Source organism: Vibrio sp. OPT18 (assembly GCF_015163615.1).
In the GTDB taxonomy this organism is placed as follows: Bacteria; Pseudomonadota; Gammaproteobacteria; order Enterobacterales; family Vibrionaceae; genus Vibrio; species Vibrio coralliirubri.
Genome location: NZ_JADDYK010000036.1, coordinates 152,846 through 170,877, shown reverse-complemented (window position 1 = coordinate 170,877; position 18,032 = coordinate 152,846). Strand labels below are relative to the sequence as shown.

18 protein-coding genes and 1 other RNA gene are annotated in these 18,032 nt (G+C 45.5%); 7 read left to right on the top strand and 12 right to left on the bottom strand.

Annotated elements, in window-relative coordinates:
- The 3 genes from rsmH to rsmI form a co-directional block, all read right to left on the bottom strand.
- A partial coding sequence (rsmH, locus tag IQQ51_RS08835) for a 16S rRNA (cytosine(1402)-N(4))-methyltransferase RsmH (RefSeq protein ID WP_228012750.1) occupies window positions 1-667 on the bottom strand: 667 nt, incomplete at its 3' end.
- A gap of 228 nt (window positions 668-895) precedes the next feature.
- Window positions 896-1,335: RNase P RNA component class A (gene rnpB, locus IQQ51_RS08830), an RNA gene on the bottom strand.
- A gap of 175 nt (window positions 1,336-1,510) precedes the next feature.
- Window positions 1,511-2,377, bottom strand: coding sequence for a 16S rRNA (cytidine(1402)-2'-O)-methyltransferase (gene rsmI, locus IQQ51_RS08825; RefSeq protein ID WP_019824587.1), 867 nt, complete (start codon window positions 2,375-2,377; stop codon window positions 1,511-1,513).
- Window positions 2,378-2,438: 61 nt separating this feature from the next.
- On the opposite strand from rsmI, the gene IQQ51_RS08820 reads away from it, so the two are divergent.
- Genes IQQ51_RS08820 through IQQ51_RS08805 form a run of 4 tightly spaced genes read left to right on the top strand, consistent with a single transcriptional unit; the run spans window position 2,439 to window position 5,856 of the window.
- Window positions 2,439-4,256, top strand: a complete 1,818-nt coding sequence (locus IQQ51_RS08820; protein ID WP_193840848.1) for a penicillin-binding protein activator — start codon at window positions 2,439-2,441, stop codon at window positions 4,254-4,256.
- Window positions 4,243-4,641 (top strand): YraN family protein, encoded by a 399-nt coding sequence (locus IQQ51_RS08815; protein WP_050622288.1) that lies wholly within the window; start codon window positions 4,243-4,245, stop codon window positions 4,639-4,641. The genes IQQ51_RS08820 and IQQ51_RS08815 overlap by 14 nt, the downstream gene beginning before the upstream one ends.
- 2 nt (window positions 4,642-4,643) lie before the next feature.
- Entirely contained in the window at window positions 4,644-5,234 is a 591-nt protein-coding gene (locus IQQ51_RS08810; RefSeq protein WP_004729817.1) for a phosphoheptose isomerase, read from the top strand.
- A 16-nt stretch (window positions 5,235-5,250) separates the two neighbouring features.
- Window positions 5,251-5,856, top strand: coding sequence for a BON domain-containing protein (locus IQQ51_RS08805; protein ID WP_193840847.1), 606 nt, complete (start codon window positions 5,251-5,253; stop codon window positions 5,854-5,856).
- Window positions 5,857-5,948: 92 nt separating this feature from the next.
- Here IQQ51_RS08805 and sspB read toward each other — a convergent pair whose 3' ends face one another.
- The 8 genes from sspB to zapE form a co-directional block, all read right to left on the bottom strand.
- Complete coding sequence (gene sspB, locus IQQ51_RS08800; protein WP_017072808.1) at window positions 5,949-6,443, bottom strand: ClpXP protease specificity-enhancing factor; 495 nt, start codon at window positions 6,441-6,443, stop codon at window positions 5,949-5,951.
- Window positions 6,444-6,449: 6 nt separating this feature from the next.
- On the bottom strand, window positions 6,450-7,085 hold the full coding sequence (gene sspA / locus IQQ51_RS08795; RefSeq protein WP_009848943.1) for a stringent starvation protein SspA: 636 nt from the start codon (window positions 7,083-7,085) through the stop codon (window positions 6,450-6,452).
- A gap of 97 nt (window positions 7,086-7,182) precedes the next feature.
- Window positions 7,183-7,920 carry a cytochrome c1 gene (locus IQQ51_RS08790; RefSeq protein ID WP_048614931.1) on the bottom strand — a complete coding sequence of 246 codons (738 nt, stop codon included), beginning with the start codon at window positions 7,918-7,920 and terminating at the stop codon, window positions 7,183-7,185.
- A complete protein-coding gene (locus tag IQQ51_RS08785; protein ID WP_017061435.1) occupies window positions 7,917-9,182 on the bottom strand; it encodes a cytochrome b in 1,266 nt (421 codons plus the stop codon). The genes IQQ51_RS08790 and IQQ51_RS08785 overlap by 4 nt, the downstream gene beginning before the upstream one ends.
- Window positions 9,182-9,772, bottom strand: a complete 591-nt coding sequence (petA, locus tag IQQ51_RS08780) for a ubiquinol-cytochrome c reductase iron-sulfur subunit (RefSeq protein WP_017061434.1) — start codon at window positions 9,770-9,772, stop codon at window positions 9,182-9,184. Before petA ends, IQQ51_RS08785 begins: the two co-directional genes overlap by 1 nt.
- Window positions 9,773-10,102: 330 nt before the next feature.
- A complete protein-coding gene (rpsI, locus tag IQQ51_RS08775; protein WP_004740758.1) occupies window positions 10,103-10,495 on the bottom strand; it encodes a 30S ribosomal protein S9 in 393 nt (130 codons plus the stop codon).
- A 13-nt stretch (window positions 10,496-10,508) separates the two neighbouring features.
- Window positions 10,509-10,937: a 50S ribosomal protein L13 gene (gene rplM, locus IQQ51_RS08770; protein WP_010434689.1), complete on the bottom strand. Its 429-nt coding sequence runs from the start codon at window positions 10,935-10,937 to the stop codon at window positions 10,509-10,511.
- Between the two features lie 247 nt (window positions 10,938-11,184).
- A complete protein-coding gene (gene zapE, locus IQQ51_RS08765) occupies window positions 11,185-12,288 on the bottom strand; it encodes a cell division protein ZapE (protein WP_193840846.1) in 1,104 nt (367 codons plus the stop codon).
- A gap of 219 nt (window positions 12,289-12,507) precedes the next feature.
- Here zapE and zapG point away from each other — a divergent pair, with 219 nt between their 5' ends.
- From zapG to degS, 3 genes are all read left to right on the top strand, one after another.
- Complete coding sequence (gene zapG, locus IQQ51_RS08760; RefSeq protein WP_019824592.1) at window positions 12,508-12,963, top strand: Z-ring associated protein ZapG; 456 nt, start codon at window positions 12,508-12,510, stop codon at window positions 12,961-12,963.
- A 126-nt stretch (window positions 12,964-13,089) separates the two neighbouring features.
- Entirely contained in the window at window positions 13,090-14,445 is a 1,356-nt protein-coding gene (locus IQQ51_RS08755) for a Do family serine endopeptidase (RefSeq protein ID WP_048609680.1), read from the top strand.
- 158 nt (window positions 14,446-14,603) lie between these two features.
- Entirely contained in the window at window positions 14,604-15,668 is a 1,065-nt protein-coding gene (gene degS / locus IQQ51_RS08750) for an outer membrane-stress sensor serine endopeptidase DegS (protein ID WP_193840845.1), read from the top strand.
- A gap of 102 nt (window positions 15,669-15,770) precedes the next feature.
- Here degS and parC read toward each other — a convergent pair whose 3' ends face one another.
- Window positions 15,771-18,029 carry a DNA topoisomerase IV subunit A gene (gene parC, locus IQQ51_RS08745; RefSeq protein WP_193840844.1) on the bottom strand — a complete coding sequence of 753 codons (2,259 nt, stop codon included), beginning with the start codon at window positions 18,027-18,029 and terminating at the stop codon, window positions 15,771-15,773.
- Between the last annotated feature and the right edge of the window lie 3 nt (window positions 18,030-18,032).

Sequence of the window (18,032 nt, the reverse complement as noted above, 5' to 3'; positions counted from 1 at the left end):
TCTCTTCAAGTTCGCTGTTGATATAGATACGGAAGGCTTGGAAAGCACGTGTTGCTGGGTGCTTTTTCTCTTTGAAGCTTTTTGGAGCCACATCCGAGATAAGCTTAGCCAACTGACCAGTGCGCGTTAGTGGTTCGTTCTCTTCATTCTCTTGATAAGCGATGATGCCTTTCGCGATACGACGAGCGTGTTTGTCTTCACCGAACTCACGGATAACCCATGTGATGTCATCAAGATCGGCTTCAACTAACCACTGAGAGACAGGAATACCAGTTGTTGGATCCATACGCATATCAAGCGGACCGTCTTTCATGAAGCTAAAGCCACGCTCAGCGTCATCTAGCTGTGGTGAAGAAACACCTAGATCCAGTAAAACGCCATCCACTTGACCGACTAAGTCATAACGCTCTGCATATTCAGCCATACCTGAAAACGGGCCGTGAATAATCGTAAAACGAGGGTCATCAATCTTTTGCGCTTCTGCAATCGCTTGTGGATCGCGGTCAATACTAAAGAGTCGTCCATTCTCGCCCAGTTTAGACAGGATTGTACGGCTGTGACCACCACGGCCAAAAGTACCATCGATGTAGGTACCGTCAGGTTTGATCGCAAGTCCGTCAATAGATTCGTTAAGCAATACTGAAATATGTTTGAATGCTTCTGTCATAGTCTTCTCAGTGAGTGGATTGAGCCATTAGTTCGGCAATAATTTGTTCTATTAACGTTTTAGTGTACTGATTTCACGCCGTATCTCCACCATATTGTGTATAGGCTTTGGGAATTTTTGACCCAAGCTCATATCAGGGTGAAGGATTCTAAGGAAATCTAAATAATTTACGTCAATATAAAGCAAAAAACCCATCACTACCGTTAAGTAATGATGGGTTCTTTATATAGGTGGAGTTGACACATACGCCGGGTTCTGTTCCGCTTGCGCGGCGGTAACCATTCGTCTAGGCCTGCAATCGCTCACAGGCTCAAGCAATCTACCCGCCCCCATACGCGAGCAACGCAATGTGAGGGCCTATTTGATCTTGCTCCGGGTGGAGTTTACCTTGCTACGAACTGTTGCCAGTCGCACGGTGCGCTCTTACCGCACCCTTTCAGCCTTACCTGTGCCCCTTCCGAAGAAATGAGGCCATCGGCGGTCTTCTCTCTGCTGCACTTGTCGTGGGCTCGCGCCCCCCAGACGTTATCTGGCACCCTGCTCTATGGAGCCCGGACGTTCCTCCCCTCTACCAGTCTCCCGAAGGACTTCAACGTCAGTTTCCCGAAGGACCTCAACGTCAGTCTCCCGAAGGACATCAGCAAAGCAGCGATTACCCGTTCAACTCCGAGGGCGGATTGTATAGAGATTAGGGTGCAGTGTCTAGCGAGATCACAAATATGGTGCAAACCTCTAAGCAACTGCGTGATTTTCACACAATTCAGACAAAAAAGAGGAATGACGGCAATACCATCACTCCTCACAAGCTTTTTAATACGGGTTAGCTACTCTATAAAGAGGTTTCTAGTTGTCTAGATGCTCTAGGCCCCATTTGTATAAAGCGTTCTTTTTCAGATTGTAGATTTCTGCCGTCATCGCCGCCGCTTTTTTAAGAGGCAGCTCTTTGGTTAGAATACCTAGTGTGCGAGTCGCTTCGTCTGGCAGTTCTGTGCTCGCTTCTTCACGGTGACCGTGAATCAGTAACACCATCTCACCACGTTTACGGTTCGCGTCTTCTTCAATCCACTCAATAAGTTCACCGAGTGGCAGCCCTTGGATGGTTTCGAAGGTTTTGGTTAGCTCACGCGCCAATACAACCTCACGGTCAGGGCCAAGAATCTCAAGCATGTCTTGCAGAGAGTCTGAAATACGGTGCGGTGATTCATAGAAGATACAGGTGCGCTCTGCTTTTGCGATCTCTAAGAACTTGTCTTTACGACCTTTGCTCTTTGGCGGTAAGAAGCCTTCAAAGCTGAAACGATCTGACGGTAAACCAGAAGCACTTAACGCGGTAATCACAGCACAAGCACCAGGAAGTGGCACAACTCTCACACCCGCTTGACGACATTGTGAGACAAGATGGTAACCTGGGTCACTAATTAAAGGAGTACCCGCATCAGAGACTAATGCGATAGACTGACCTTCTAATAACCTTTCGACTAGAACTTGCGCTTTAGTTTGTTCATTATGATCATGTAAAGCGAACGTTCTGGTTGATATATTGAAGTGAGCAAGCAGCTTACCCGTGTGGCGTGTGTCTTCGGCTGCAATAACATCGACACTTGATAAAATTTCAATTGCTCTTTGAGTGATATCTCCCAAATTTCCGATTGGGGTTGGCACAATGTAGAGAGTTGGGCTCTCTGTGAGCAAGGTTTTGTTATCTGTCATTTGTTTACCATCACTTCAACGATTAATATAGATACAAATTTATACGGAATTTAAAGAACTCATGGCAACGATGAACCATAAGAGACTCAGTGTACCACGCTTACTAACTCCAATTGCATTAGCAATTACATTGGCGGCTTGTTCTTCAGGTCCTCAAGCACCAACGAGCGTTGATATTACACTAGATCCAGCGCAATCAACTGAAAGTTACATGATGCAGGCGGATAGTAGCAAAGGAAGTCTACAAAACGACTGGTTAATCATGGCACTTAAGGCTTCTGTGCAAGCTGGAAAAACCGATCAAGCAACTCTGCTTATCAAACGCTTAGCAAAACAAGAGTTGAGCGAGACGCAACAAGCGGAATGGCAATTAGCGCGCGCTCAACTGTTGGTGAATAACTCGCAGCCTGAACAAGCTTATAGCCAACTGAACTTCCAGCCTTGGTGGAAACTTCCGAACGAGCAGTGGAAAGATTATCACGAGATACGCGCGAACATTTCTGAAATGCAAAGCGAGTATTTTGAAGCAAGCCGTGAGTTAGTTCTTTATTCAGAATATCTAGACGCTGACGACGAGCTCCAACAACAAGCTGCTGACCGTATTTGGCAAAACCTAAATAGCTACTCTCAATATGAGATTCTAGAGCTTAAGACGTCGCCTACAGAAGACGTTCTTGCAGGTTGGTTACAGCTGGCGATTTACATGAAGACGCTGAACTCAAACCTTCCAAACCTGCAGGAAACCCTGTCTGATTGGCTAGTAGAGAACCCTCAGCACCCAGCAGCGACATATACACCTCAGGCGATCACTGACATCTTGGCGCTAGAGATCAGCAAGCCAACCAGCACTGCACTATTACTGCCTCTAACCGGTAAATACGGTAAGCAAGCACAACTTGTGCGTGACGGCTTCATCTTTGCGATGATGAATGACAAAGAGCGTGAAGAAGATGCAACGCTGACGGTAATGGATACCAACGTGCAAAGTGCCGCTGAGATTAAAGCGACACTGGAAGAGAACAACGTTGATTTCATCGTTGGCCCGCTGATTAAGAGCAACATCACTAAGCTTCAGCAAGCGCAGAAAAAACACGAAAACTCGATTCCAGCATTAGCTCTGAACATTCCAACGCAACTAGAACCAGATACCAACATTTGTTATCTCGCTCTATCGCCAGAGCAAGAAGTTGCTCAGGCAGCGAAGCACCTATTTGCTCAAGGCTACAAGTACCCGCTGATCCTTGCACCAAGAGGACGTTTAGGTGAGCGTGTTGAGCAAGCGTTTAAAGAAGAGTGGAAAAAATACAGCAGCAACGATGTGGCTATCAGCTTGTTCTCTGACAAACGCCAACTGCAACGTAATGTGAATCAGGTATTCGGCTTGCAAGAGAGCCAACAGCGTATCGCTCAAATGGACGGGTTACTGAACCTAGACCTAGAAACCGAGCCACGCAGCCGTCGCGATATCGATTCTGTCTACATTGTGGCTAAGAACTCAGAGCTAACACTAATCAAACCCTTCATTGAAGTTGCAATTAACCCAGATGCGAGCCAACCCGCTCTTTTCTCAAACTCACGCAGCAACAGCGGTGATAAGCAGTATGAAGACCTAACCGGTGTGTTCTACAGCGATATTCCACTATTGGTTGAGAATAAAAACGAGCTTAATAAAGAGCTCAACGACCTATGGCCTGCACACTCAAACGGTCAAAAGCGTCTGCAAGCACTGGGAATGGATGCATACTACCTAATGGATGCACTACCACAGATGAAAGCCGTGCAGGGTTACAGCATTCCAGGTGAAACGGGTGTGTTAACCATCGATAACAACTGTGTGGTTCAACGTGAAATCAGCTGGGCAGAGCATGGGGCTTTTTAGCCGAAAGTTCCTATCCAAACCAAGTATCACCCACAAGCAAGTGGGTGATAAATATGAGACAGTGGCAAAATCTTATCTGATTAACCACGGTTTATCGTTAATAGAAGAAAACTTCATAGCAAAATGTGGCGAGATTGATCTTATAATGCGCCATAACAATACGGTTGTGTTTGCTGAGGTAAAATACCGCAAGCAAACCCGCTACGGACATGCCGCTGAAATGGTGACTGCCAAGAAGTCACAGAAACTGCTCAAAACAGCCAATGTTTGGCTTATGCAGCAAGGCTTGTCGGTGCACTCTACAGATTTCAGGTTTGATATTGTTGCCATTGAAGGGCCGAATGACACTATCGACTGGATTCAAAACGCGATTACCCAAGGATAAACATGCTAGACAGCATTAAAGAAAGTTTCACAGAAAGTATTCAAATCCAAATTGCGGCTGCAGAAGCTCTGCCTGACGCAATCACGCATGCCGCTCAAGCCATGGTTGCGACCTTGCTTAACGGAAACAAAATTCTTTGTTGTGGTAATGGTGGTTCGGCGTCGAATGCTCAGCAATTTGTATCGTGCCTACTCAACCGGTTTGAAACAGAGCGCCCTAGCCTTCCCGCGATGGCACTCACAGCAGACAACACCACACTAACGGCTGTGGCTAACGACTACCACTATGAAGAGATCTTCTCTAAACAGGTGCGTGCGTTTGGCCAAACTGGCGATATCCTGTTGGCGATCTCGACTAGTGGTAACAGCAAGAACATCATCAAGGCAATGGAAGCAGCGGTAACTCGCGACATGACAATCATCGCCTTTACTGGTAAAGATGGTGGCGAGATGGCTGGGCTGCTTGGTGAACACGATGTAGAGATTCGTATCCCTTCACACCGTACAGCGCGCATTCATGAAGTACACATGGTGACATTACACTGCCTATGTGACCTAATCGATCAAGTACTCTTCCCTGCTCACGAAGAGTGATATACGGAGCATCACAATGAAATCATTAACCTCTATGAGGCTGTTTAAGCTGATTAGTGTTTCGCTACTTACACTGTCTCTGTCTGGTTGTGCTGGCATTTTCATTGCTGGTGCTGCAACCACTGCAAACCTAGTCACGGATACGCGAACCACCAAAGAGATTTGGAACGACAACAACATCGAATTTGAAGTTGCAGCGATTACCAATAAACAACCATTCCGTGGCAACGTACGTGTCACCGCAAGCTCATACCGAGGTTCGGTGGTACTGATGGGGCAAGCGACCACAGATTCAGAACGTCGCGCTTTTGAAAACCAAGCCAAAGAAGTGGCTGGCGTTGAGAGCATCCACAATCAGGTTCGAGTGAAAGAGCCATTGTCTGTGAGCGCTATCAGTAAAGACAGCTGGATTACCACTAAGGTGAAATCAGCTCTGCTTGCGAATACTGAGCTTAACGGCATCAAAGTAAAAGTAATTACTGAGGATTCTGAAGTATTCCTACTTGGACTCGTGACTCGAGAGCATGCCGATATCGCAACAGAAGTTGCACGTAATATCTCTGGCGTAAAACAGGTCATTCGAGCGTTTGAATATGGTGAAGAAGAGACGGCTGTTAATTAGCCTAAAAGCCAGTCAATTGAATGCTATAAAGCAGAAAAGAAAAAGCAGCGACTCGTCGCTGCTTTTTTATTTGGTTCGTTATTTAACTAACGTTATTTGATAACACGAAGGCTTGGGCGACCTTTCGCTGGACGAGGTGGCTCAGGATCTGAGTCAGGCTCTTCAGCATCTACGTCTGCCGTTGCTACGCTCAAAGATGGGCCTTTTTCTGGTTCTTCAAAAGGACTTTCTTCAATCCCTTCTTCAAACGCTTCCATGTAAGCCTCTTCAGGTTCAAACATGGTACCAGCACCATTTTCACGAGCATAAATCGCTTGTACTGCGTAAAGCGGAACGATCACAGAGTGTGGACGACCACTAAAGCGAGCACTAAACGTCACAGCTTCGTTACCCAGTTCAAGTTGTCCAACCGCACGAGGTGCGATGTTCAGAATGATCTGACCATCTTGAACAAACTCTTCTGGAACTCGCACACCCGGCAATGTTGCTTCAACAACAAGGTGTGGAGTTAGTTCGTTATCAACCAGCCACTCATAAAATGCACGAAGCATGTATGGTCGGCGTGGAGTCATATTAGAAATATCCATAAACGCTTAGCGAACGAGTCGCATCTCACGCTCAGCTTCAGTTAGAGAAGCTAGGAATGAATCACGTTCGAATACGCGGTTCATGTAAATCTTAAGCTCTTTAGAACCAGGACCAATCAGTTCGATACCAAGCTCAGGTAAACGCCATAGTAGCGGAGCTAGGTAACAATCAATTAGGCTAAACTCTTCGCTCATGAAGTATTCATACTCAGCGAAGATAGGAGCAAGAGTCAGTAGGTCGTTGCGCAGTTTAACGCGAGCTGCTTCAGATTCTTCAGCGTTGCCTTTAACGATCTTCTCTGCAACCGAATACCAGTTACGCTCAATGCGGTACATCATTAGACGGCTGTTACCACGAGCAACCGGGTATACAGGCATCAACGGTGGATGAGGGAAACGCTCATCTAGGTATTCCATGATGATCTTTGAGTCATATAGAGCAAGCTCACGATCAACAAGAGTAGGTACTGATTTGTACGGGTTCAGTTCAACAAGCTCTGCTGGTAGATTTTTTTCATCAACCAACTCAACTTCAACACTTACGCCTTTTTCAGCAAGAACGATGCGCACCTGATGGCTATACATATCAGAAGCACTTGAGAAAAGAGTCATTACAGAACGTTTATTGGCAGCTACAGCCATGGAGCCCTCCAGTACACTTTAAATAAAAACAATGGAGGCCTAAAGCCTCCATTGAACATTAACATAATTTGGGAATTAGCACGGTATTATAGCACAATTAGTGCACATCACGCCAATACTCTTTCTTCAGCAAAATCACGATGATAGTGAAGATTACTAAGAAGGCCATTACCCACCAACCCATAGCGTGACGCTCAAGTTGAACTGGGTCGCCCGAGTAAACCAAAAAGTTAACAAGGTCACGAACCGCTTCGTCGTATTCACCAGCACTTAATTCGCCAGAGCCATCAGTCTCAGTGCCAACAACAACCGTCACTTCCTCGCCATCTACCATATGAGTATCGTAGATTGGTGTTGGGATGCCTTGCAGTTCTTCAAGAACGTGCGGCATACCAACGCTTGGGAAAACAATGTTGTTCACGCCAAATGGACGAGACGGATCTTCATAGAAAGTACGAAGGTAAGTGTACAGCCAGTCTGCGCCACGAACACGAGCAACCAATGTTAGGTCTGGTGGCGGAGCACCAAACCAACTTGCCGCTTGATCAGAAGGCATAGCATTAACCATCAAGTCACCGATTTTCGCTTCAGGGTCGAAAATCAGATTTTCCTTCATAAGATCAACTGGGATCTCTAAATCATTCGCAACACGTTCATAGCGCTGGTACTGCGTTGAGTGACAAGCGAAACAGTAGTTCATGAACATCTTAGCGCCATTTTGCAATGAAGCTTTGTCTGTTAAATCATTGTTCGCTTTATCTAATGGTACGTTTGCACCCGCTGCCATCGCCAGTGACGGCAACATAGCAAATAAAATTACAATCCACTTTTTCATTTGAATGTCACCCTTTCTGGTAATGGTTTCGTCGCTTCATTTTTACTGTAGAACCACAGTAGAACGAAGAACATGAAATAACCTAAGCTAAAGATTTGAGCCAGTAGCGTGTATGTTGGCGTTGCTGGAAGCGCACCAAGTACACCAAGCGCAATAAAGCTTATTGTGAATTGGATGATGTTAATCAAATGCAGTTTGCTACGGTAACGGTAAGAACGCACTTTACAACGGTCAAACCATGGTAGTAGGAATAGCACAACAATAGATGCGCCCATTGCTACAACACCTAGCAACTTATCAGGAACAGCACGCAGAATTGCGTAAAACGGCGTGAAGTACCATACCGGAGCGATGTGCTCTGGTGTTTTCAGTGGGTTAGCAGCTTCAAAGTTTGGCGGCTCAAGGAAGAATCCACCCATCTCTGGGTTAAAGAACAGCACATAACAGAAGAAGAATAGGAAACCGGCCACACCAACCATATCTTTCACGGTACCGTATGGGTGGAAAGGAATAGAGTCAATGATGTCGTATTTCTTAGTGTAATCCTTGTGGAATGGGAACTGCGTTTTGTAGTCGTCGCCCATTGTGCCTTTAGGAAGTTTCGTCTCAATACCGTCTGGGTTGTTCGAACCCACTTCGTGCAGTGCTAGTACGTGAAGTACGATAAGCAGCAGAAGTACAATTGGTAAAGCGATAACGTGCAGTGCGAAGAAACGGTTCAGCGTTGCACCAGAGATGATGTAGTCACCACGGATCCAAAGCGTTAGGTCATCACCGATAACAGGGATCGCACCAAACAGAGAAATGATTACCTGAGCACCCCAGTAAGACATTTGACCCCATGGTAGTAGGTAACCCATGAAAGCCTCAGCCATAAGCACTAAGAAGATCAACATACCGAAGATCCAAAGTAGCTCACGAGGTTTTTGGTAAGAACCGTAGATTAAGCCACGGAACATATGCAGGTAGATAACAACGAAGAATGCCGAAGCACCTGTTGAGTGCATGTAACGTAGTAGCCAACCGTATTCCACATCACGCATGATGTATTCAACAGAAGCAAATGCACCCTCACCTGACGGTACGTAGTTCATTGTTAGCCAAATACCCGTAAGGATTTGGTTAACCAGTACCAACATTGCCAAAGAACCGAAAAGGTACCAAAAGTTAAAGTTCTTAGGCATTGGGTATTCAGATAAATGCTTTTTATAAGCATTCATCGCGGGTAGACGTTTCTCTACCCAATCAAGCAATCCTTGCATTACGCGTCTCCCTCGTCCACACCGATCATGATCTTAGTGTCACTCAAATACATATGCTTTGGTACAACAAGATTCAATGGAGCTGGTACGCCTTGGAATACTCGACCTGCCATATCAAACTTTGAACCATGACAAGGACAGAAGAAACCAGACTTAACACCCTGAACTTGTTCTGCAAAAGAATCCGGCAGGTAAGTTGGAGAACAACCTAAGTGCGTACAGAAACCAACAGCAACGAAGAATTCCGGCTTAATTGAACGGAACTCGTTCTGTGCGTATTCTGGTTGTTGTTCAGCTTCAGATTGAGGGTCACGAAGTTGACCACCGATCGATTTTAGGTTTTCTAGTACCGACTCAGCACGGCGTACAACCCATACAGGCTTACCTTGCCACTCGACACGAACCATTTGTCCCGGTTCTAACTTACTGACTTCCACTTCCACCGGCGCGCCCGCAGCTTTCGCCTTGGCACTCGGATTCCATGATTTAATAAAAGGCACGGCTACAGCAGCTGCTCCTAAACCACCAACAACGGCTGTTGTTGCGGTTAAGAAACGCCTGCGACCGTTATTTAAAGGCGCGTTGCTCATCCAAACATTCTCCCATTTGCTCCTTGTGGATTGAAATAATTCCGATTAAAGAGCATGGCTAACAAAATATGTATTTAGTTCTATTTATTGACGGCAAATGATAAATAAAACCCTACTTTTTGACAAGATAAAGCTACCTTTTTGTAACAATCATGAGGCAAAGCGCACATTGGGTTACAAAAGCTTTCAAAATATAAGAATTTGGAAATAAAACGAGGAAGGGAAAGCGTTTAGAGGGGGTATAAAAACAAAAAGCCCGGCATATAGCCGAGCTTTGAACCACAATTCCAGTCGTAAAACTGGGAGCGTGTACTTTTTCGTAAAGAAAAATTAACGCTTAGAGAATTGAGGTTTACGACGTGCTTTACGTAGACCAACTTTCTTACGTTCAACGCAACGAGCGTCACGAGTAACGTAGCCAGCTGCACGTAGAGCAGGACGTAGAGTTTCATCGTACTCCATAAGAGCGCGAGTGATACCGTGGCGGATTGCGCCAGCTTGACCAGAAATACCACCACCAGAAACAGTGATGTAAAGGTCAAGTTTCTCAGTTAGTTCAACTAGCTCAAGAGGTTGCTTAACAACCATACGAGAAGTTGGACGACCGAAGTAAACATCAAGGCTACGCTTGTTGATTACGATCTCACCAGAGCCTGGTTTGATGAAAACACGAGCTGCTGAGCTTTTGCGACGACCAGTGCCGTAGTATTGATTCTCTGCCATTTTCATAATCCCCTTAGATGTCTAGTACTTGTGGCTGTTGAGCAACATGGTTGTGCTCAGTACCAGCGTACACTTTAAGCTTACGGTACATCGCGCGGCCTAGAGGACCACGTGGAAGCATACCTTTAACTGCTAGTTCTAGAACCATTTCTGGTTTCTTAGCAATTAGCTTTTCAAAAGTGATAGTTTTAAGACCACCTGGGAACTCAGAGTGACGGTAGTAAACCTTACCCTTAGCTTTGTTACCAGTTACAGCAACTTTCTCAGCGTTAACAACGATGATGTAATCACCAGTGTCTACGTGAGGAGTGTATTCTGCTTTGTGCTTGCCGCGTAGGCGAGAAGCGATTTCACTTGCTAGACGGCCAAGAGTTTTGCCTTCAGCGTCTACAACATACCAGTCGCGTTTTACAGTTTCTGGTTTAGCAACGAAAGTTTTCATGCTAATAATTACCTATTTAAAAAATTTACACTTAAGGAATACTCGCGTATTCCCACTGTCTAAGAGTTACCATTCATCACCCCTTCGAGTGTTGGAAAACTCTTGGCATAACGTGATTTTACTCATCGCTAGAGGCCCGCAGTAACGGTAGGTCGCAGGATTATAGAGAAGAGCGAAGAAAAAATCACCTCTTTTTGAACAAAATCACGATTTTTTTAATTCTATTTCTTATTCGAGATAATCAAAGCTAACTTAAGTGTTCTTTTGCCAAATATTCATGGCTCTGCATTTCAATTAAACGCGACTGACAACGTTTAAATTCAAACTCTAGCTGACCATGGGTGTATAGCTTTTCTAGCTCCACTTCCGCTGAAATAATCAGTTTCACATTGCGCTCGTAGAACTCATCAACTAATGCAATGAAGCGCCTCGCAGCGTCATCTGAAGTCGCGCCCATTTGCAACACATCCGCCAATAGAACCGTGTGATAAACCCGAGACAACTCAATATAGTCGTTCTGGCTACGAGCCGACTGACAAAGCTGAGCAAAGGTACCGTGCAGTACGCCATCACTCGCTTCAACTACATCTAATTGACGGTGATTAACCTCTATCTGCTTAAGCTTCTCTTTATCTTCGCCAACCAGCTGAGCGTAATACTTTTCGAGATTGATATTCGCTTGGCTATCTAGCGGGTAATGGTAAATCTCAGCCTGTTCTAAGGTACGTAGACGATAATCAATGCCACTATCGACATTAAGGATATGACAGTTGTCTTGAATGAGCTTAATAGCCGGTAAGAAACGCGCTCGCTGTAACCCGTTGCGATACAGATCCGCAGGTGGAATATTAGAGGTCGCAACCAAGATAACGTTTCGAGCGAATAACTCTTGGAACAAGGTTCCTAGGATCATCGCATCGGTGATGTCCGAAACAAAGAATTCATCGAAACAGATAATGTCCGCTTCTTCCTTCAACTTGTCTGCGACTAAAGGCAATGGATCACTCACATTACCTAGCGCCTTTAGCTCATCATGGACTCGATACATAAAGCGGTGAAAGTGAACACGCATTTTTTTAGTGGTCGGTAAGGCATCGTAGAACGTATCCATTAAGTACGTTTTTCCTCGCCCTACGCCACCCCAGAAATAGAGACCTTTTGGTGGCTGTGGCAGTTCTGGCTTTTTGCCCAATAATTTCTGGAAGCGAGTCAGTTGAGGAATGGGCATATTCATGTAATCTTGGAATTGATGAAAGAGTTCATCTAAAGATTTTACGGCTTGCTCTTGTGCTGGATCTCTTTGAAATCCATGTTCTTTTATATCTTGTTCGTATTTTTTAATGGGATTCATGACGACATTTCCACAATGAAAGCAATATCAGGCAACAACTAAAAATGAGCCCAAACAGTACGAGGAATAACGTGATGTGGTGAATAATGCAGCATCAAACTGCTAACTAGCGCACACGCATTTCTCTTTATACTGCGGCTTTCTCATAGTACCATGGAGCCGTATCACGTGTAACTAAGCAGTAACAAACATGTTAAAAAACAATAATAAGGAGCTGTTATGCCTTGGATGTATGCCGTTGCCGGTTTACTAGTCGGAGTTATTTTAGGGGTCGCTATTTCTCGTCTCATGACACCTGAATACAAAAAACAAAAGAACGTACAGAAAGAATTAGATAGCGCAAAGTTTGCCCTTGAACAGCAGCGACAAGAGCTGGCTGATCACTTTGCGAAATCAGCAGAAATGTTGGACACATTAGGTAAAGACTACACAAAACTGTACCAACACATGGAAAAAACAAGCTCAGAGCTGATTCCTAACCTGCCAGAGCAAGATAACCCGTTTGTGAAAACAGCCGCTGCCCATTCGGACAAGCCACAAGAGAAGTCTTCAGCAAAAGAGGCGACACTTGAGGAACAACCGAAAGATTACGCTAATGGCGCGACCGGTTTATTTACAGAGCAGAAGAAAGAAATCATGGATGCTCCCGATGTGGTAACAGCAAAAGCATCGTAAACATTTAACACTTCTGTGAACTTTACAAAGGTTTTTGAGTCATAACTTTCACTCAGGTCATTTGAAACTTCTCATACTTATTAAACGTATAAGAGGGTTAAGACCTTAACTAGAGAGGAGTTTATGATGAAAAAACCTTTGCTTGCTTTATCAGTACTGACTTTAAGCTTAAGTTCAATCATCACCCCCATTCAAGCAACAGCCGCACTGCCATTAAGTGTGGGTAATGAACAATTACCGAGCCTTGCTCCGATGCTTGAACAAGTGACCCCCGCTGTGGTTAGTATTGCCGTAGAAGGCAAACAGGTACAACGTCAGCAAATCCCTGAACAATTTCAATTCTTTTTTGGTCCAGAACAAACACGAGAGCGTCCATTCCGCGGATTAGGCTCTGGTGTCATCATTGACGCCAAGAAGGGTCATATCGTGACCAATTACCATGTCATTAATGGCGCGGACGATATCAAAGTAAAACTGCATGATGGTCGAGAGTACGATGCTGAGCTAATCGGCGGCGACCAGATGTCTGATATCGCACTGCTAAAATTAGAAGAAGCCAAGAACCTTACCCAGATAAAAGTCGCAGACTCAGACAAACTAAGAGTTGGTGATTTTAGTGTCGCGATCGGTAACCCATTCGGACTTGGGCAAACCGTAACATCCGGTATTGTTTCTGCGCTCGGTCGTAGCGGCCTGAATCTAGAAAATTTTGAAAACTTCATTCAAACCGATGCAGCAATCAACAGCGGTAACTCTGGTGGCGCGCTAGTGAACCTCAACGGTGAGCTAATTGGTATCAACACCGCCATTCTTGGCCCTAACGGAGGTAATGTCGGTATCGGCTTTGCAATCCCCTCTAATATGATGACAAACCTGACAGAACAAATTCTCGACTTCGGTGAAGTAAAACGCGGTATGCTTGGCGTTCAAGGCGGAGAAGTGACCTCCGAATTGGCAGAAGCACTCGGTTATGAATCAAGTAAGGGCGCCTTTGTTAGCCAAATCGTTCCTGACAGCGCAGCAGATAAAGCAGGACTGAAAGCGGGCGATATTATTGTCTCTATTAATGGCAAACGCATTGATACCTTCAGCGAGTTAAGAGCTAAGGTCGCAACACTCGGCGCAGGTAAACAGATCGAGCTGGGTGTGGTTCGTGACGGTAAGAGCAAAACTTTTGATGTGACGCTTGGTGAATCCACCAATAATAAAACACAAGCTGAGAAGCTCCATGAAGGACTGGCCGGTGCTGAATTAACCAACACAACCGAGAGTGACTCTGCAACAGGCGTCAAGGTATCGAATGTTGCTCAAGGTTCACCAGCCGAAGCCTATCAACTTCTGAAAGATGACATCATCATCGGAGTAAACCGTCAAACGGTTAAGAACCTTGCTGAGTTTAGAGAGATTCTTGAAAAACAACCTGGTGTACTGGCGCTTAATATCCAGCGAGGCGACCGAACTATCTATCTTGTAATTCGATAGTCTTACGTCAGCGCAATTACAGGGAGGCTCAGTAAGTTTGCTTTAAACTTACTCAGTCTCCCTTTTCTTTAGATCAATCAAAATGCTATGCTTCACTTGTAATCAAGTCAGTCATCCATTGATGGAGGCTTCACACCTTACTTGTTGAAGAGGGAAACATGCTGTCCTTTCTATTTCGTTCTATTTCCCTTGGACTCGTTTCAGCGGCGCTTATTCTTCTCGCATTCCCGAGCTTAAGACCAGCGATTGTCGCTGACGTCACTAGCCCTAAAGTCGATAATATTGGCTCTCTTCAGATTTCATTTAACCAAGCAGTTCGCCGCGCGGCACCTGCAGTGGTTAACATTTATAGCCGTAAATACGCTGAAAGCGATCGCAACAAACTGCTGACTCAAGGTTTGGGCTCTGGGGTGATTGTTAGCGAGAAAGGCTACATCATTACCAACTTCCATGTTGTAGCTCAAGCAGACCAAATAGTTGTGGCACTTCAAGATGGCCGAGTGGCCGCTGCACAACTGGTTGGCTCAGACAAGCGCACCGATATCGCGATACTTAGAGTCAGCGGTGATAACCTACCGGTGATCCCACTCAACCCTAATTACAAAGCCAACGTCGGTGATGTAGTACTGGCTATCGGTAATCCATATAACCTAGGTCAAACAACAACCTTTGGCATCATCTCTGCAACCGGCCGCTCTTCGATCAGTGCCGATGGCCATCAAGCCTTTATCCAGACCGATGCAGCAATCAATGAAGGTAACTCTGGTGGTGCTCTGGTTAACTCTCAGGGTGAGTTAGTCGGCATCAATACCGCCTCTTTCCAACAAGCGACCGACATGGAAACCTACGGTATTTCATTTGCTATCCCCTACCCACTTGCCAATAAAATCATGGAAAAGATCATCGCTGATGGTCGTGTGATCCGTGGTTATATCGGCATCGACGGGCAAGACATCAACTCAGTCACTTCTCGCATGTTGGGTACTAAGAATATCGGTGGGATTGTTGTGTTGGGTATCGATCCAAATGGTCCGGCTGCTGATGCAGGTTTTGAAGCTCAAGATATTATTGTCAGCATCAACAATAATCAGGTAAATGGTCGCCAGAGCGTGATGGATATCGTTACCGATCTACGCCCAGGTACGGTGATCGATGTCGGCATCTTGCGCCAAGGTGAAAGCCAAACCCTAAAGGTGACCATCGCCGAAGATACACGCCTGTAGAGCAAACTCTGTAAGCAGTGATTCAAGCTGCTAATACACAAGTACAAAAAACCCAGCTCATAGGCTGGGTTTTCTTTTATCTAAAGATTGTTTCAAGTATCTCTACGATTCACTTTGCTCTTCGATATCGATGCGCGTCACTCGCTGTAGTCCTCTAGGCAGTAGGCCACCACGACGACCACGTTCACCACGGAAGTTTTCAAGATCCGCAGGTTTCAAACCAAGCTTACGTTTACCGGCGTAGATAGTCAGCGTCGCATTCTCTGGGATAGCCATAAGATGCGAGACAAACTCTTCACGCTCTTTTGCTTTCGCAGAAGGGATGTTGATGATCTTGTTGCCTTTACCTTTGCTCAGCTGAGGTAGATCTTTAATCGGGAACAACAACATACGGCCTTGGTTAGTAATCGCCAGAATCTGGTTACTGTCCAAGTCAGCAATAGGGCTTGGCATCATCACTTCAGAAGCTTGTGGCAAGTTAACCAAGGCTTTACCGCTCTTGTTCTTAGACAGCAGATCGCTACCCTTACAAACAAAGCCATAACCTGCATCAGAACCGACTAACCATAATTGTTCATTCTCTCCCATCACCACTTGGCGAATAGAAGTACCCGGGCTGACGTTCAAGCGGCCTGTAATTGGCTCACCTTGGCTTCGCGCCGACGGTAGTGAATGTGACTCAAGGGAGTAGCTTCGGCCATCACTGCCGAGGAACACCGCTTGCTGGTTACTCTTACCCTTAGCACTCGCTAAGAACTTATCACCCGATTTGTAGTTCAAGCCTTCAGCGCCCACTTCATGCCCTTTGGCATGACGAATCCAACCTTTCTCAGACAACACAACCGTGATTGGTTCGCTTGGTACTAAGTCGCGCTCTGTTAGCGCTTTCGCTTCAGCACGCTCAATCAGAGGTGAACGACGATCATCGCCGTATTTATCCGCATCTGCTTGGATTTCTTTTTTGATCAGCGTATTCAAGCGACGCTCTGAACCGAGTAGCTTTTCAAGCTTTTCACGTTCAGCTTCAAGCTCTTCTTGCTCAGCTCGAATCTTAAACTCTTCTAACTTAGCTAAGTTACGAAGTTTAATATCAAGAATCGCATTGGCTTGAATTTCAGAGATATTGAAACGGCTCATTAGGACAGGACATGGTTCGTCTTCTGTACGAATGATCTCAATCACTTCATCGATATTAAGATAAGCAGCAAGCAAACCTTCTAAGATGTGCAAACGTGCCAATACTTTATCTAAACGGTACTGCAAACGACGGCGAACCGTTGTACGACGGAACTCAATCCACTCTTTCAGGATTTGAACTAAGCCTTTAACTTGAGGACGGTTATCTAAACCAATCATGTTCAAGTTAACGCGGAAGTTTTTCTCTAGATCCGTCGACGCGAACAGGTGACTCATCAATTGGTCACAGTCGATACGATTAGAACGAGGAACAACAACGATACGCGTTGGGTTCTCGTGATCAGATTCATCACGCAAGTCGTCAACCATTGGCAGCTTCTTAGCGCGCATCTGGTTAGCGATTTGCTCAAGTAACTTCGCACCTGACACTTGATGAGGTAAAGCCGTGATAACAATATCAGAGCCTTCCTTGTGCCAAACCGCGCGCATCTTGATGCTGCCACGTCCAGTACGGTAGATCTTTTCGATGTCCGATTTCGGAGAGATAATCTCAGCTTCTGTCGGGTAATCTGGACCTTGAATGAAACCCATCACGTCTGAAAGCTCAGACTTAGGCGTATCAATTAGGTGAATGGCTGCATTAGCGACTTCACGCACGTTGTGTGGTGGAATATCGGTCGCCATACCTACCGCGATACCAGTGATACCGTTAAGCAGAATATGAGGCAGACGAGCTGGCAACATTTGAGGCTCTTTCATGGTGCCATCAAAGTTTGGTTGCCAGTCAACAGTGCCTTGACCTAATTCACCTAGAAGAACCTCAGCAAACTTAGATAATTTCGCTTCGGTATAACGCATCGCAGCGAACGATTTCGGGTCATCCGGAGCACCCCAGTTACCTTGACCATCGACCAATGGGTAGCGGTAAGAGAAAGGCTGCGCCATCAATACCATCGCTTCGTAACAAGCAGAGTCACCGTGTGGGTGATACTTACCTAATACGTCACCAACGGTACGTGCTGATTTTTTGTATTTCGATGCAGCCGATAAGCCTAGCTCAGACATCGCGTAGATAATACGACGCTGTACTGGCTTCAAGCCATCACCGATATACGGCAATGCACGATCCATGATCACGTACATTGAGTAATTTAAGTAGGCATCTTCGGTGAACTTGCGCATTGGCAGCTGTTCAACGCCATCATATGTAATTTCGTTAGACATCCA

Bases quoted from the DNA above. Each gene is read 5' to 3' on its own strand.
- rsmI (WP_019824587.1), bottom strand. From the start codon at position 2,377: ATGACAGATAACAAAACCTTGCTCACAGAGAGCCCAACTCTCTACATT.
- IQQ51_RS08820 (WP_193840848.1), top strand. From the start codon at position 2,439: ATGGCAACGATGAACCATAAGAGACTCAGTGTACCACGCTTACTAACT.
- IQQ51_RS08815 (WP_050622288.1), top strand. From the start codon at position 4,243: ATGGGGCTTTTTAGCCGAAAGTTCCTATCCAAACCAAGTATCACCCAC.
- IQQ51_RS08810 (WP_004729817.1), top strand. From the start codon at position 4,644: ATGCTAGACAGCATTAAAGAAAGTTTCACAGAAAGTATTCAAATCCAA.
- IQQ51_RS08805 (WP_193840847.1), top strand. From the start codon at position 5,251: ATGAAATCATTAACCTCTATGAGGCTGTTTAAGCTGATTAGTGTTTCG.
- sspB (WP_017072808.1), bottom strand. From the start codon at position 6,443: ATGGATATTTCTAATATGACTCCACGCCGACCATACATGCTTCGTGCA.
- sspA (WP_009848943.1), bottom strand. From the start codon at position 7,085: ATGGCTGTAGCTGCCAATAAACGTTCTGTAATGACTCTTTTCTCAAGT.
- IQQ51_RS08790 (WP_048614931.1), bottom strand. From the start codon at position 7,920: ATGAAAAAGTGGATTGTAATTTTATTTGCTATGTTGCCGTCACTGGCG.
- IQQ51_RS08785 (WP_017061435.1), bottom strand. From the start codon at position 9,182: ATGCAAGGATTGCTTGATTGGGTAGAGAAACGTCTACCCGCGATGAAT.
- petA (WP_017061434.1), bottom strand. From the start codon at position 9,772: ATGAGCAACGCGCCTTTAAATAACGGTCGCAGGCGTTTCTTAACCGCA.
- rpsI (WP_004740758.1), bottom strand. From the start codon at position 10,495: ATGGCAGAGAATCAATACTACGGCACTGGTCGTCGCAAAAGCTCAGCA.
- rplM (WP_010434689.1), bottom strand. From the start codon at position 10,937: ATGAAAACTTTCGTTGCTAAACCAGAAACTGTAAAACGCGACTGGTAT.
- zapE (WP_193840846.1), bottom strand. From the start codon at position 12,288: ATGAATCCCATTAAAAAATACGAACAAGATATAAAAGAACATGGATTT.
- zapG (WP_019824592.1), top strand. From the start codon at position 12,508: ATGCCTTGGATGTATGCCGTTGCCGGTTTACTAGTCGGAGTTATTTTA.
- IQQ51_RS08755 (WP_048609680.1), top strand. From the start codon at position 13,090: ATGAAAAAACCTTTGCTTGCTTTATCAGTACTGACTTTAAGCTTAAGT.
- degS (WP_193840845.1), top strand. From the start codon at position 14,604: ATGCTGTCCTTTCTATTTCGTTCTATTTCCCTTGGACTCGTTTCAGCG.
- parC (WP_193840844.1), bottom strand. From the start codon at position 18,029: ATGTCTAACGAAATTACATATGATGGCGTTGAACAGCTGCCAATGCGC.